Here is a 15838-nt window from a genome sequence, read left to right as displayed (position 1 = left end):
AGATGACGGACATATCAGTTACCCTTACAGATATAGATTTCTTACAGGAACGGTTAGATTTTTCCGAAATTAGTCCCGTAGACTTCGAGAATCTAATATTTCATTTGTTGGATGAGATGGGCTTTTCTAATTTAACGTGGAGGAAAGGAGGAGAAGGTAACTCTGCCACTGATGGTGGGCGTGATTTAGAGGCAACATTTTGGACTGTTCTGCCTTCAGCTTCCAAAGAAGAAAAGTACTGGTTTGAAGTAAAATACCGAAAAAAACAATTAGAAAAATCACAAGTTCAAGGTACGATATTAAATGCCTCTGGAAACAACACTAAAGATAATGTTCTTATTATCACCAATGCTACAATATCCAACCCCACATTAGATTGGATCAAAGACTTTCAGAGCACACATAAAACTCCGAGTATTTCAGTTTGGCAAGGGCACGATCTAGAGCTTCTCTTAAGAAAAAACCCACGGACATTAGCCAGGTTCCTTCCATCGTCGCTTGCATTTAGTGGTCGTTGTAAAGTTATCGAATCTAAATTTTCAAACTTAATGCTACTTCCTGCTGGAGGCGAGCTAGATGAATTATGGGATAAAAGGGATGAGTATTATGAAAACTCATATCTCACGTTAATAGCAGTTTTGGCAGAGGTGGCTTATGGAGATTTAGTTAACCACCAATGGGGGCTAGACTTAGATGAAGTTAGGCTGTTCTCTGTTGCTGCAACTGGGATGCTAAATGTATATCCATTTATATTCAAATGTAGTTCTTTAAATAGAGACCAAGCTCCATTAATTCAGGGCTTGTCCTATATAATGCAATGTCTTCTTTTTAGGTCTGGTGAGGAGATAACTGCTAAATTGCTGTACAATCCTGAAGAATTCGCTGAAACGAATACAGAGCTACCTGATAAATTTAAATTTGATCGCTATGAGCCTATTTTTAACACTCTCTTTCATGAGCTTAGCGTTCAATGCAGTGAGAATTATTGTTCTAAAGTTAACCATATGACTAAGAATGAGGAAATTAACTACTTTAATAGATTCCTAAAATCACCTGTTAAAGAAGATGAAGATAAAATGCTTATCCTTAATTCGATACATGGAAGCTGCGAGATTGGTCTTGTTTCTGATGGTAGCTATTGTCCACTTGGTGATTCAGATGAGGCTCCCAAGACGCAAGCAGGTTTGGTTGATAAACTTAAATTTGCTCGTGGGGTAATCATAAATCGTTCAGGGCTGCTAAGTGAAAAAGCCTAACAAAAAGCTGCACGCGGAGACATGTTGCTACGCTCGTTTTTGTGTGAGTCGCTTCGCTCCATTTTCACACAAAAACGCTCTCCGCAATATGTGCCGGTGAGCTTGGCGTTAGTTTCTTAGGAGAATTGAATGGAATCTGTTCCATACACTGTTGATGTAATAGAAAAGCTGAGATGGAACTCCCATCTTGGTAAGCACAGTCATTTCTATGCGTCCCAAAATGGACGCCACCTTCATATCCTTTGTGGTATTCCAATAGTAGTAATTAACCTGATTCTAGGTTCAGTGTTTTTTGCTTTACTGGGAACCGAATTGCCCGATTGGAGCAAATGGGTTGGAGCAGTTCTAGCACTGACTGCGGCGTTGCTTGGTGGTGTTCAGACATTCTTTAATTTTAAAAAGAGTTATGAAGGCCATCGAGAAATAGGTAACGAATACCTTGCGGTAGCAAGGGAGTGTGAACGGCTTATAGCATTATACTTTGATAGAATCTTAGATTTAGAGCATCTATCAAACGAAATTGATTCACTTAACAGCCAATACTCTTCAATTAATCAAAGAGCAGAAGAATATATAGTAAGTGAGAAATCTTACAAAAAAGCTCTTGAGGCTCAAAATAAAAAGGCAACTGAAGAGCCATCATTAGTTCAAAAAATGCAATCAGCTGAAGCAACAGAAACTAACAAGTCAAGCCAAGGGATGCAGCAAAGCTGCGCCTCTGCTTGAGGCGTTATACTTTTCTCAAGGACGGAGAACACCGATGATTATTAAAGCCTCTCAACTCTTAGAGTTGTTTATTCAAGAAGAAACAACAAAGTTAAAAGATTTTGAGATGCCTCATATGCCTACACTAGGCAGTGCATATGAAGAGGTTACAAAACAAGGCATCGACCAAGCATTTATCCTTCCACAAAATCTCAATTTACAAGTAGTGTCTGGTTTTATATCCGTTGGTGGCGAAATGTTGCCGGAACAGATTGATTGCATGTTGGTTCATGGTGATGGTGTTCGTTATGGACTAACAGACGAGTACATCTACGAAATAGAAAATATCCTTTGTATTTTTGAAGTTAAGAAAACTTTAAGAAAAAAAGATTACATTGATGCATTTGAACATTTAGGTGGAATAAGAAAGAGATTCTCTGAACACTTTGAAAATAAGTTAAAAACTGAAAATTATGAACCTGATATCTCAATTGCTAGAAAGTGCTTCTCTCAAATTACTGGAAAAATAGCACCAAAGAAATACTTGGACATACATCATCTTTCAAAAAGTGACAGTATTTTATTCTATGCCTTGGTACAGGAATCATTAGCTCCAGTAAGTATTATTCATGGTTACGAAGGTTATAAAAGTGAGAATGGCTTAAGAACCGCTTTTATAAAGATCCTTGAAGAAAAAGGTAAAGATGGTGGTCAAGGACTTGGAGTTCCTAGCCTGCCAACATTGGTAACCTCTAATGAATATTGTATTGTAAAAGGTAATGGTATTCCCTTTACCGTAATTAAAGATCAAAATTCTTGGGTTATATCTTTTTCGACTAGGCATAATCCAGCAAAAATGATCTTAGAATTAATCTGGTCTAAAATTGCAATATTTTTTGATGTGAAAATGCCTTGGGATGATGGACTTCACATGGACAATATTCAACCCTTGTTGCTAGCAATACCTAAAGAAATAGAAGATAGAGCTGGATGGTTGTATAAAACTATAGAAATGAAAGAAAAAGACTTAATTCGAAGTAATGATAATGTTTGGGCGCCGTATACGATAGGTACAGCTGAAATGTCTGCAATAAATATAATGGCAATGCAAGGCGGTTATTTTCCATTAGATGAAGGTATGCAAGATTACCTACAAAATAATAAGAACTCTAGCTTAGAGCATGTTATTGGCTCTCTAACTAACAGTAGAGATTTTATGATTGATGGAGATTTTTTGAGACCTATTAATAGTCTTACACTTGTGATTACAAATGACGATGGAACTGGTTTTGTTTCATCTGAACGTGAAAAATTCGATTTGTGGTGTGAAGAAAATGAAATAAGGCCTACTTATATGAATATAATTTTTATGGAATAAACGTATAATAAGTCAATTAAACAGGGACAAAAAACAGTTTGCTGTTTTTCGTGCCTCAAACATTATAGACAACAATTTTTTTGCCCGTTAATTGGGTGTTATGTGTTTATCAGGATTGGTTGTGGAGGTATGAGTTGCTTTTAAATATTATTGGTTATTTACTACGGAATTGGGTTTGGGTGCTAGGTATCATATTGGGCATTCCAACATCTTATTATGGCTATGTTTGGGTTCAGACCAAGCTGATAGACCAGCAACTTAATTGCCTGAAGATTGGTTACAGTATAGATGCGGATAAACCTGATTTAATTAATGGGAAAATAAAGGACTTTCAAAAATGCCTAGAAGAAATAGACCCTAGAATTGGTACGAAAGAGTTTCTCGAAAATAAAATAAAATAAAATACATAACAAACTGTTTAACAAGGACAAAATACAGTTGGCTTTTACTTATTTTAGCCAACTATATTTTGCCCATTAACAGAGCGTTATATGGAGAATCTATTCACATGAATGCCCGAGATTCGAGTGATAAAACAAAGCGTGGGATCATGCCTAGAAAATGGAAGTTTTATAAGTGTTAAATTTAGCCTTAAATGCTCTCGAATTAGCTAAACCTAAGAGTGAAAATGATTCAGCGTCTTTTCATCAAGTTTCTTATGGTAAATTAATAACTCCTAGGCAGCACTTGTTTCTTTTCTCAGCCGAAGAATGGGAATATTTTCTAGAAGAATGGGGAACATTTCAAAAATCAAAGTATCACCTTGTAACGCGTTTAGGTGGGGCAAATGATTATGGTGTAGACGTTGCCTGTTTTCACACTGAGCATGGTTTTTCTGGAAGCTGGGAAAATTATCAATGCAAATACTATAAAGGTGATCCTTTGGCGCCAGGGACTGCGATTCCTGAAATCGGTAAGTTATTATGGCATGTTTATACTGGAAATTTGACAAAGCCAAAAAAATATTACTTTTTCTCCCCTAAGGACTGTGGCCCATCACTTAAAAAATTATTATTAAATTCAGAAAAATTGAAGAGTAAGCTTTTAGAAGAGTGGGATAGCTGGTGTTCGAAGAGTATAACTACAACCAAAGAGATTTCACTAGAGGGCGAATTCAAGGAATTCGTCTTGTGCTTTGACTTTAGTATTTTCAAATACAAACCCGTAAATGAAGTTGTCGAGGAATATAGAGAAACCCCATATTACCCAATAAGGTTTGGTGGTGGACTAAAAGAACGCCCAGCGCCTTCAAAGCCTCCTAAGGTCTTTCAAAATAATGAGGCTCGCTATATAGAGCAATTATATAATGCTTATGCTGATAGCAAAGGTATTAAGCAACAAGATTTTCAGATTGATAGTTTCCCTGATCTTACAAAGCATTTTATTAGGCAAAGAGAATCGTTCTACTTTGCTGAATCATTAAGAACCTTTGCTCGAGATTCTGTTCCGCTGGGTACATTTGAGGATCTTCAAAATGACATGTTTGATGGAGTTATAGATACAGCAGAAGACGAGCATGAAAATAGTCTAATTAAACTTAAGGCTGTTTTAAATGAGTCAAAGTCTGTGCCGCTTGATTCAAATGGTTTATTTGAAAATATAAGAGTGAAAGATAGATATGGTATATGCCACCAATTGGCTAATGACGACAAATTAAAATGGTTGGAAGATGATGAGTGAAACTCTACATTCAGATTTCATATTTAACAGTGCTTTAGAAACAGGGGTACGATCCATATGTATATTAGTTGCTGACCTCTCAAATAAATTCGATATACAGCAACTGTTAGCTTTAGATCATATTGTTGTTCATTCCGGAGATATTGAAAATGCTCCACCGAGCCTACATCCGAATATTCTACAAAGAAGTGGTGAGCTTTTGGTGAGGAGGCCGTTAATTGAAAATGGCCTTGTTCTTATGGAAAGCAAAAGGCTTGTACAGAAAGTAATAACAGCTGATGGCTTCTATTACTGTGCAACAGAGCTTGCTAGTGTCTTTATCGAAAGCTTAACAAATGAATATATAAAAGAACTTAGTCAAAGAGCAGAGTGGGCTGTCACAATGTATAACGATTACGGTGATAGGTTGTTCTCAGAAATCTTCAATTCCGCATTTGATCGTTGGAGAAATGAATTCCAAACCGCAGAGATGTCAATTGCAAAAAATAGCTGAGTATTATTGAGATGGAAATTAGGTTTATTATTTTTACTGGCCCGGTAAAAGAATCGGCAGAAATAGAATTTGGAAGTGGTTTGAATGTAGTATATGGCCCTTCAAATACAGGTAAGTCATCCGTTTTGGATGGGATTGATTTTATGCTGGGTACAGAAAAGCCCCTGAAAGAGCTTCCTGAACATGAAGGTTATGACCAAGTAATCCTAGGTGTGGCGTTTTCTAAATCAGATTGCTTCACTTTTGTAAGAAGTATAGAGGGTGGTGATTATGAGTGCTTCGAAGGATTACATAAAAGAAAACCACTAGACATAGAGCCTGTCATTCTTAGGGCTAAAAGTGAAACTAAAAAGATAAAAAGTATATCCTCTTTTATACTCGAGAAAGTGAATTTATCGAACAAGAAACTTAAAAAGAATGCGCAGAATGGACTGATTAGTTTAACTCTAAGGAATTCTCTAGATCTTGCGATTGTTAATGAAGCAAATATTCAAAAAGAATCCTCACCATATATTAGTACACAATACACAAAATTAACTGAGCATAAATCTAGGTTGAAGTTTATTCTTACGGGGGTGGATGATAGTTCACTATTGCCAGCAGAAGTTGAAAAAAAAGCTCTATCTAGAGCAGCAAAAATTGAGGTTTTAAAGGAACTAATAGAAGAACAGGGTAAGTCGTTAGGAGATGTATCTACTTTAGAAAATTCACTGACGGAGCTTAGACAGCAAGATGAGATGTTGTCACAGACTATATTGAAAGAACGCTCTACCCTTGATGCCAATGAAGAAAAATACAATAGTTTAGTCAGAAACCGGGCTGCTTTAAGAGACGAATTAGAACTCAAGAGCATCAGAATTAATGAAGTAGTCGAAATGTTATCCCGGTTCAAACTGCTGCAAAAACAGTATGCTTCAGATATGGCTCGACTGGAAAGTATCTCTGAAACAGGGATTTTGCTTGAAGCATTGCCTTCTGAAAAATGCCCTACGTGTGGAAGACTTGTTTCTGAGGATAAAACTCATCAAGACTGTGATAAAGATATTAAAGATGTTGTTGCTGCTGCTGTATCAGAAAAATCCAAGGTTGAAGGGCTTAATGGTGAGCTTCAATTTACAGTGAACAATCTTAGTTCTGAGTTAGAGTCAATTATAGAGCAATTGCCGAATATAGAAGAAAAAATATCTTCTGTTGGTAAAGAATTAGCTGTTGTGAACCCTGAATTGGATGAACAGCGGACAAATTACACAGAATTATTTAATTTAAAATCCGAACTTGATGATTCAATAAAACAGCATGAGCAATTAATGCTTTTAACTAGAAAGAAAGTAGAGTTAGAAAATTCAGCTTCTAAAAAGGAATCTAAAGGCAAGGAAGAAAGTGAAAGGACGTTACCAACAAGCGCTCTGTTTAAGCTTTCGAAAGAAGTAAGAGGTTTTCTGCAAGAGTGGGGCTTACCTAATTCCAATGATGTTCACTTTGATAAAGAAACAGGTGATTTTGTTATTAATGGGAAGCATAGAATTAGTAATGGCAAAGGACACCGAGCTATTACGCATGCTGCTGCGACTCTCGGACTGATGAGATATACAGAAGATAATGAATTACCTCACTTAGGTTTTTCCATACTTGATTCGCCATTACTTGCCTATGAGGAGCCAGATGATGAGGCAGATGACCTTAGTGATACGGATGTAAATATTAAGCTCTTTGATAGTTTGGCAGCCTGGAAATCTAAACAAATTATTGTTTTTGAAAATAAAAAATCTATACCGAATAAGTACAGTTCAGGAAGGCAAGTTACTCAGTTTACTAAGAAAAATTCAGGACGCTATGGTTTTTTTCCAACAAAGCCCATGAATTAAATTATTGTTACTAGTGTAGGAACCGTATAACGCTCATGGCACATACACGACTTTAAGATTTGATGAAGTCCAATTGCAAAACCTGATAGCTTGGGTTGAATTTTTGTGTTGTCTTAATCTTTTTAATTCGTAGTCAGAGATTATGTAGCCATATCCGGGAAGTCGATATATTCATCAATATAATCTGTGATTAGATACAAAGATCCTAAAACAGTAGCCAAATTAGTTGACCACTACAAAGTTAGAATTTTTTAAGCAGACGAGGTTTAAAATTAATAAATTTTTTTAGTTTTTCTAATGTAGAGAGATTTTTTACTTCTTAATATCAGTAGGATGTTATTTTTTATTTGGTTCATAATAAATAGTTTGGTTTCAGGTTCTCTATTTAAATAAATTCATTAGGCTGATAGAATAAAATATATTGAATATCTTGGGTTTAAGCTACAATAGGTCAGTCTTTGCGTTTAATTATTTAATTCCTTAAAACTACTAGGTTGATAAAAATATTTTAGTTCATAAAACATATTTATGAAAACCAGCTCGATTTAATGCGAGATGTGCAGTTAAAGCGTGAGCCATTTGCTTCTCCCCAATTAAAAATCAACCCAGAGATTAAATCACTCGAAGATATAGAAACATGGGTAACACGTGATGACTTTGAGGTGGTTGGCTATCAATGCCATGAAGCGATTCAGTACCCATTTTCAGTTTAAAAAATAAGGAGAGCATAATGAAAGCAGTGATCCCTGTAGCGGGCCTTGGAACACGTATGTTACCGGCCACTAAAGCAATTCCAAAAGAAATGCTGCCAGTTGTAGACCGTCCACTAATTCAATACGTTGTGAGCGAAGCCGTTGCCGCTGGCATTAAAGAGATAGTGTTAGTAACGCATTCGAGTAAAAACTCAATTGAAAACCATTTCGATACTAGCTTTGAATTAGAGGCTACTTTAGAGAAACGTGTAAAGCGGCAATTACTTGCCGAAATACAGTCTATTTGCCCTAACGACGTGACGATTATTCATGTGCGCCAAGGTGAGGCAAAAGGGTTAGGTCACGCTATTAACTGTGCTGCCCCTATTATAGGGGATGAACCTTTTGTGGTTATTTTACCTGACGTTATTATCGATGAAGTGGAAAGTGATTTAACAAAAGATAATTTAGCAGAAATGATCACTCGTTTTGAGCAAAGTAAACATAGTCAAATTATGGTTGAACCAGTTCCTAAAGATGACGTAGATAAATTTGGTGTTGTTGATTTAGGTGATGTTGAGTTAAACCAAGGTGAAAGCTCACCCATTAAGAGTATGGTAGAAAAGCCACCCGTTGACGAGGCACCTTCAAACCTTGCTGTGGTTGGTCGTTACGTGTTGAGTAAAAATATTTGGCCATTATTAGCTAAAACACCACAAGGTGCTGGTGATGAGATTCAGCTAACAGATGCAATTGCGATGCTTATGCAAAACGAAAAAGTAGACGCTTATGCTATCAAAGGCCGAAGCCATGATTGTGGTAGTAAAATTGGTTATTTGAAGGCGACGATTGAATTTGCCTTACGCCGCGATGAATTTGCTGATGAGCTTAAGACCTTTATTAAAACGTTAATCTAATCAGTTCTTTATTTATTTAAAGCGCCTATATGGCGCTTTTTTTTTGATTGTAAAGTTGCTTTTTCAGGACTTTAATTATAACTATTTTTGCAGTTATACAGACAGATCTGGGTTTGTAATGTAAGCTTTATGTTAATTAAAGTTGTTTTGTAGTTAACGTTCTTTATTAGGCCAATTGTAAATTGGCTCAATTTAGCGATCTAAACTGTTGAAAGAGAAACAATCAATGTGTGAATGCAGCATAAAGTATCACCGATATTTAGTTATAGCGTTACTCATGTTAATTGGGAGTGGCTGTACTATATCGCCAGATAAAACTACGTTAAATGAACAAGTTAAAGATTCTCCTGAATATGTAACCATTACCGCACTTGAGCTAGCACAGCTAAAAGATGCCGCTTTGCAATGGCAACAGGCGCGCTCTGGTATAGAGCGACTATTAAAATTAGAACGCGAGCTTACATATTTAGTTGATAATTTAGATATTATTAATAGTAAAGCAATAGCGCAATCAAATCAGGCTGTTAGCAATCGCTATGCACGCTCATCAATTAAGGCTAATACATCGCCAAACCTCAGGTATGGTAATAACTACGCAAGCACGTCAGATAAAGTTGATCGCCCAAAGCAAAGATATAGTAATCGCTACGCAAAACCAACTAATAGGGACGCTCTACAAAATCAGCGATACAACAGTCGCCATGCAAGTGTGCCTAAAAAAATGATTACAGCCCCTCCAAAAAGTTACAGTAACCGCTCTGTTCGTTCGTCAGTAAAAGCTATTAATCCAAGGATGAATAAAAAGGTCGCTTCTAAAATATCGAAGGCAACAAAAGTGGCAATGGTTGATACTAATAGAAAGGTATTTGCTTTGCAGGTAGCTTCGCTTGATTCAGAAGAGAGTGTTGCTAAGCAGTGGAAGCACATTAACAAAAAAGCAGCGCCTTTGTTTAAGGATAAAATCACGACAAACATTGAAAAAGCAAAAGTTAATAACAAAACCTATTATCGATTAAAATTAGGTGAGTATTTTAACTTTAAAAGTGCTGAGGATGATTGTGAGGTATTTAAATTCTATAAAGTTGATTGCTTTGTGAGTAACTACACTGACAAACCAATTAGATTATAAATTATTTATTTGGCGCTTTTATTGCATAATAGCTAGAGCTAGTTTTTTGTAATAGGTTCTTTAAAGTGAAACTTCGTTTAATAATATTACTAATACCATTTGCATTAGCTGGTTGTAGCAACCAGCTAATGCCCGCCGACTCACAAAGCGACAAGCTTGTGCGTGAAAAAGATATAAAACCTTACTTAGAGCAATGGGATAACAACAAAGAGCAGATAGCGCGTTTAAGCACCATGGAAGAGGACTTATCATTACTGATTCAAGCTCTTTCTGCACAAACAGATATTGATACCGTACCTGAGCCGTTGAAAGAGAAGGTAAAACGTGTTGAATATGGCTCTAAGCAATCTTTACAACTCTCCTCAGAAACTGCCTTAGCCGATAACACTATCAGTACAAACAAAGCAATTTACGGTGTACAAATTGGACGTTATTTAGTTTCTAACGGAGCCAAAAGGCAAGTACAGCGACTAAAAGAGCAATACCCTCAGTTAAACAGTATTTTACAATACCGCATTAATGAGCAACAAAAGGAATCAACAACGTTTTATAGTGTTGTAGCAGGCCCGCTGAAAAATCAACAGCAAGCGGCGCAGTTGTGTTTGTTTTTTTACAAAATAGGTAATAAGTGTACCTTAGCGACATTTTCAGAGGATGTTTAAGGTTTTTTTACGCTTATTTTTGCATCCTGTTATTATAAATCAAAATAAAGTAAATATTTTTCTAACTTTTTAGTGATTTTGGCCGATACTTAACATAACCTGACTAACAGGTTTATACTTTATATCTAAGGGAAAACTATGAACAAAATATTTACTAAAGCAGCATTAGCTGCATCAATGGCTGTACTTTCTTTCGGCGCTGCAGCTGAATCAGTTTCGTTTCAAGCAGGTGTTACAGTTCAAAATGCTTTTACCTTGACTAACGATTCTGCACTAGATTTTGGAACAATTCGTGCCTCAGCGGATTTAGCAGCAGCTGAGACGGCTACTCTTGTTTTAGCCGCAAATCCAGCGACCTCACCTACAACGGCTTCTACATCGATTGCAGATGCTGAAATCGCAATTTTAGTACCAGGTGCACCAGCCGCTTTTTCTGTTTCAGGCGTGTCTCCTTTCGGTTCACTGACAATTACAAATCCGACAGAAACTGCAATTTCACCTGATGCAGCACCTGCTGGTACTGCAGCATTTACTTTGGGTACTCCAACGTATTATGTGCTAACTGGCGCGACGCCTAACAGTGCTGCTACAACGACTATTCAGGTAGACGCAAATGGTGAAGCGACATTTAATGTTGGTGCCACATTAACGACAGATGCCACTACTCCTACGAGTGATTACATTGATGGCACTTACAGTGGCTCATTCACATTAGAATTAAACTATTAATGAGCAAAGCCTGCTTTATTATAAAGCAGGCTATTTTATGAAATTAATTTTATTCATACTAGCAGCTTCCTTAACTCCAGGTTTGTGCGCGCAGGTAACACCGCTTGAGCCATTGAGTTTTGGTAAAATTGTTATAAGTGATAATCAAAGCATTAGCTCCATAACTTTGTTGCCTAGTAATACAAATACCTTAACCAATAAGATATATTTACTTGAAAAAGGCCATGCAGCTGAATTGCTGCTTGAAGGATACCCTGCACGTATTCAAGTAAATGTAAGTGACTTTGTAAGCAACCAACCTTTAAATAACATTTTCGGTGGTGCATCTCTGATTTTAAATCAACTCATATACAATGCGACCATTACAACCGATACCACAGGGACTGCGTTATTGAGAGTTGGGGGGCAATTGAGTACCTCAGGTGACGGCAATACTTATAAAGATGGCATCTTTGATACTACAATTGAAGTGACGCTAAATTATTAGACAACTAGAGATGTTGATTAAATGACAATAATAAAAACTTTTTTTATCTTAGTAAGCTTTATTTTAATTAGCTTTCATTCTTATGCAAACTTACTTATTTCTCCAACAAGAATCAATTTTGATGAGCGCCAACGTGTTGCTAAAGTCATTGTTGTTAATAACTCTAATGAACCCAAAACTTATAGGTTGGAGTGGCAAGATAAAGTCGCTCTAGCTGGGGGAGGGTATGCTAATTTAGCGGCTGATCAAGAAAGTTCATCTTCACTTAAAAATATGGTTAGGATCAGCCCATCACAAGTTAGATTAGCGCCAGGAGAAAGGCAAATAGTTAAGCTTGCTATTCGAAAGCCGAAAGGTTTAGCAGAGCAGGAATACCGCTCTCATCTAGCCTTTAAAGCACTCCCTAATGAAGCTCAAAGTCAGCAACAGAGACTAGGCATCAAGGTAAACTTACTCTTAAGCTACACTATTCCCGTTATTTTGCGAAAAGGTGCTGAAAAACCCAATGTAAATATCAGTAATTTACAGCTTATACACAGCCCAGAAAAAAAGGCGCTTGAGATTGAAATTAAGCGAGAGGGTGACTTTAGTTCTTTTGGCAAGTTAGAAGTTTTCTTTAAGCAAAAAGGAGCGGATACAGAGAAAAAGATCGCCATGTTAAACGATTTCAGTATTTACCCTGAGCTAAAAACAACAACGGCGACGATACCAATTTTTGCAGATCAAAATATCCCGAAAGATGGTCAAATTCGCTTAATTTATACAGGGCTTAAAGAATATCGCGATACTATTTTTAGTGAAAAGTTTGCGCCAATCAATAATGCAATTATCGGTAATTTGAAATAGGCGATGTATTACTTTAAGCGCTTAAAGTGGTTGTTGATCATTTTTTTATCAATTGATCCATTATTAGCAGCAGAGCCTGACACTCAGGCCATTCTTGCTAGCATAAAAAAAATAGATAAAAAATGGCAGCAATACAACACTGATCAAGCTGTAAATGAAAGAACAGAGCCTGAGCTTAATGTGCAGCAAGGTGAGGGCATCCCCGAAGGGGAGTTATTATTTTTTTCATCGTTCGTGAAAAAAAATTACCTGGGTGAAATGCTCGGGGTGAAAAGTAAAACCGGTGTATTAATAGATTTATTAAGTTTTTCAGAAAGCCTGGATTTTGCTATCGATATAAATAGCGATGACCCTATTGCTCAAGGCTGGTTTATTCGTGAAGATAATCAGTTTTATCTAGACCTAAATACAAATACAGTACAAATTAACGGCGCTAGATATTCATTTAACAGCCAACAAGCTTATGCTGAGAACGGCGATATGTTTGTTGATAGTAACTTGCTAGCGCAGTGGTTTTCGTTAGATATTGATATTGAATATTCAGCACTTGAGCTATATGTAAGCTCCCCTACCAAATTACCTATAGAATTAAAACGCGAAAGAGAGCAGCGAGAAACTGTGACTAATAGAGAGTCACGTCAAGCAATACTACCGTGGAAGGCCAGTCCATACAGTGCAATTTCATCTCCTCTTGCTGATGTGCAGCTTAGTGCAACCAAGAGTAATACGGATTCAGCGATAGGGTACTCTGTATTAGGGTCAAATGACTTAGCCTATTTTAATGCTCAGTATTTTTTTGCAGGGCGAAAACAAGATTTACTATCAGATTCAAGATTATCATTTAGCCGTCAAAGTAAAGATGCACGGTTATTAGGTCCTTTAAATGCGACAACTGTTCAATTTGGAGATGTATTAGCAACTCAAGTCGGTAAACAATTTAATAGTAGTTACGCCAGAGGAGTAAAAGTTGATAACAAACCACTTTTTAAACAGGTTAATAGTAATCAAATTAATTTAACGGGTGCTATTCAACCAGGGTGGGATGTTGAGTTATACCGTAATGATGTACTGCTAGCGCAGCAGTTTAGTTTAGCTGATGGGCGTTATTTATTTGAAGATATTGATTTATTGTTTGGTGCTAATAATTTTGAGCTAATTTTTTATGGCCCACAAGGGCAAGTAGAGCGAAAAACAGAGCAATATTTTATAGATGGTAATAGTTTGTCAGCAGATGAGTCGTTCTATGAGTTGTCAATTACTGAGCAAGGTGAGCAGTTATTCAATCAGTCAATTTATTCGCCAGAAGGTATAGGTTGGCAGCTAGCGGGTCGTTATGAAACGGGATTAACTGATTATTTATCGGTTTATGCTGGTACATCAATATTAAATAGCAATTCGGGTGATAATGTTAACAATTATGCTTTTGGTTCAAACCTAAGTATATTTGATAAAGTATTACTTAATCTAGATTATGAAAAAAATAATAACGATGAAGATAAGCTAGAGGTAGCTGCTAGAGGTGAATTAATTGGTCAATCGGTACGTTTAAGTCTGTCTCAAAACAATGAGAAAATAGTTGGTGATACAGAAACAGCGAAAACTGAAAGTTATCGATTATATACGGCAGGAAAGTTGTTTGATAAATCGTTTGGAAGCTTGAGCTATCAAAATACGCTCGCATATAACAACAGAGAGTTTAGCGACTCATATTTAAGTGTTGATAATACCTTATCTTATAATTTAGGCGGTACCGTTGTTAGTAACAACTTAATTTGGCGAAAATTTGATTCTTTAGATGATGCAACAACACTTGGCAGCATGCGTCTTCAACATAGATTTGGTAAAACATACACTCGTTTTAGTGTTGACTATAGCGCAGACTCTGGTTCAACTATACTGGGTTACCAAGCAGAATTAAGCCGTAGTTTATCTCAGAATTTGCAATCTGAATTCACACTGAGAAACTCCCGTATAAATGATTTAGTTTCTATGGAGTTGGGTCTAAATTGGCAAAGCGATAGTTTTAGCTTAAATAGCACAATGAGTTACGATGATGATGATAACTGGCGGCTAGGTTTATTTAGTCGCTTTAGTATTGGTTTTGATACGAACACTGACGAGTACTTTTTAAGTAAAAGAAGCCTCGCAAACTCTGGTACTTTAATGGTTAGAGTCTTTCTTGATTCAAATAATAACAATATTCAAGATGACGGAGAAAAGGGAATTGAAGGCGTTAAGGTAAAAGGAGTTCAAAACTATCGCCGAGCGGTAACTAACGAAAATGGTTTAGCGATTCTTAAAGGGATGCCGGCAAATAGAACCACCGACATAGTGATTGAGTCTGGTAGTATTAGTGAGCCTTTTTTAGTTGCCGCCCACGATGGCTTTTCTATTACACCGCGTGCTGGTTTTGTTGAATATATGGAAATCCCGCTTAATAACAGTAGTGAATTAGAGGGAACTGTTTACAAACAAGATGAGCAAGGCAGCAGTGAAGTGCAGCCTTTTGCTACCGTAAAATTACTCGACAAACAAGGCAAACAAGTGGCGCAAACGCAGGCTGCTTATGATGGTTATTATTTGTTTACCGATTTACGCCCTGGCGAATATAAAGCGGTTATAGATGATGAATTTAAGCAACGTAAATCCTTAAAAGATACGCAACAGGTGGTGGTTAAATTACCAGCGCAAGGTGAAGTAGTAATGGGCGTTGACTTTGAGCTTAAAGAAAAAACACAAACGCCAGCGTATATTGCTAATGCGGGTGGGTTTTCATCATTGCCAATTATGAAAGCGTATTATCAATTAATTAAACGTCATTTAAATGAGCAATCAAAGCGTGATGCTTTTTATATCAAAGACGAAAAACATAAACGGTATATTTTAGCCGTCGCTTATGCCGAGTCTGCGCAAGGGGAACTTGAACAAGTATGTGCAGAATTAAAAGTAAAAGGCTTGAACTGCCAAGTCCAAGCGCAACTTATTAGCCACTAATAACA

General features: G+C 36.7%; 14 protein-coding genes and 1 pseudogene. All 15 read left to right on the top strand.

Going from position 1 to position 15838, the window contains the following annotated elements:
* Positions 1 to 2: 2 nt before the first annotated feature.
* The 15 genes and pseudogenes from ACNSN2_RS10890 to ACNSN2_RS10820 all read left to right on the top strand — a co-directional run bounded on the left by ACNSN2_RS10890 (position 3) and on the right by ACNSN2_RS10820 (position 15833).
* Entirely contained in the window at positions 3 to 1256 is a 1254-nt protein-coding gene (locus ACNSN2_RS10890; RefSeq protein ID WP_418607322.1) for a restriction endonuclease, read from the top strand.
* A gap of 129 nt (positions 1257 to 1385) precedes the next feature.
* Positions 1386 to 1982, top strand: coding sequence for an SLATT domain-containing protein (locus ACNSN2_RS10885; protein ID WP_418607320.1), 597 nt, complete (start codon positions 1386 to 1388; stop codon positions 1980 to 1982).
* Positions 1983 to 2016: 34 nt separating this feature from the next.
* Positions 2017 to 3339 (top strand): DUF6602 domain-containing protein, encoded by a 1323-nt coding sequence (locus tag ACNSN2_RS10880; protein ID WP_418607318.1) that lies wholly within the window; start codon positions 2017 to 2019, stop codon positions 3337 to 3339.
* Positions 3340 to 3533: 194 nt separating this feature from the next.
* Positions 3534 to 3740 (top strand): hypothetical protein, encoded by a 207-nt coding sequence (locus ACNSN2_RS10875; RefSeq protein ID WP_418607316.1) that lies wholly within the window; start codon positions 3534 to 3536, stop codon positions 3738 to 3740.
* Between the two features lie 175 nt (positions 3741 to 3915).
* Positions 3916 to 5019: an ABC-three component system protein gene (locus ACNSN2_RS10870; protein WP_418607314.1), complete on the top strand. Its 1104-nt coding sequence runs from the start codon at positions 3916 to 3918 to the stop codon at positions 5017 to 5019.
* The gene (locus ACNSN2_RS10865) at positions 5009 to 5512 is read left to right on the top strand and encodes an ABC-three component system middle component 2 (RefSeq protein WP_418607312.1); all 504 of its coding nucleotides are present in this window, start codon (positions 5009 to 5011) and stop codon (positions 5510 to 5512) included. Before ACNSN2_RS10870 ends, ACNSN2_RS10865 begins: the two co-directional genes overlap by 11 nt.
* 11 nt (positions 5513 to 5523) lie before the next feature.
* Entirely contained in the window at positions 5524 to 7377 is a 1854-nt protein-coding gene (locus ACNSN2_RS10860) for a hypothetical protein (RefSeq protein WP_418607310.1), read from the top strand.
* A gap of 521 nt (positions 7378 to 7898) precedes the next feature.
* Positions 7899 to 8090: pseudogene (locus ACNSN2_RS10855) on the top strand (thymidylate synthase); the annotation flags it as partial.
* 17 nt (positions 8091 to 8107) lie between these two features.
* Entirely contained in the window at positions 8108 to 8986 is an 879-nt protein-coding gene (gene galU / locus ACNSN2_RS10850) for a UTP--glucose-1-phosphate uridylyltransferase GalU (protein WP_010387817.1), read from the top strand.
* A 277-nt stretch (positions 8987 to 9263) separates the two neighbouring features.
* Positions 9264 to 10115 (top strand): SPOR domain-containing protein, encoded by an 852-nt coding sequence (locus ACNSN2_RS10845; protein ID WP_418607309.1) that lies wholly within the window; start codon positions 9264 to 9266, stop codon positions 10113 to 10115.
* A gap of 65 nt (positions 10116 to 10180) precedes the next feature.
* Positions 10181 to 10777 carry an SPOR domain-containing protein gene (locus ACNSN2_RS10840; RefSeq protein ID WP_054201749.1) on the top strand — a complete coding sequence of 199 codons (597 nt, stop codon included), beginning with the start codon at positions 10181 to 10183 and terminating at the stop codon, positions 10775 to 10777.
* A 138-nt stretch (positions 10778 to 10915) separates the two neighbouring features.
* Positions 10916 to 11506, top strand: a complete 591-nt coding sequence (locus tag ACNSN2_RS10835) for a DUF4402 domain-containing protein (RefSeq protein ID WP_054201748.1) — start codon at positions 10916 to 10918, stop codon at positions 11504 to 11506.
* Positions 11507 to 11543: 37 nt separating this feature from the next.
* Positions 11544 to 11993, top strand: a complete 450-nt coding sequence (locus ACNSN2_RS10830) for a DUF4402 domain-containing protein (RefSeq protein WP_010387823.1) — start codon at positions 11544 to 11546, stop codon at positions 11991 to 11993.
* A 21-nt stretch (positions 11994 to 12014) separates the two neighbouring features.
* On the top strand, positions 12015 to 12839 hold the full coding sequence (locus ACNSN2_RS10825) for a molecular chaperone (RefSeq protein ID WP_054201746.1): 825 nt from the start codon (positions 12015 to 12017) through the stop codon (positions 12837 to 12839).
* A 33-nt stretch (positions 12840 to 12872) separates the two neighbouring features.
* Complete coding sequence (locus ACNSN2_RS10820; RefSeq protein WP_418607308.1) at positions 12873 to 15833, top strand: hypothetical protein; 2961 nt, start codon at positions 12873 to 12875, stop codon at positions 15831 to 15833.
* The last annotated feature ends 5 nt before the right edge of the window (positions 15834 to 15838 follow it).

Origin of the sequence: Pseudoalteromonas sp. US3C1013, assembly GCF_048401115.1 — a bacterium.
Classification (GTDB): domain Bacteria; phylum Pseudomonadota; class Gammaproteobacteria; order Enterobacterales; family Alteromonadaceae; genus Pseudoalteromonas; species Pseudoalteromonas undina.
Note: the sequence above shows the minus strand (reverse complement) of the source record. Positions and strands in the feature narration are given on the sequence as shown.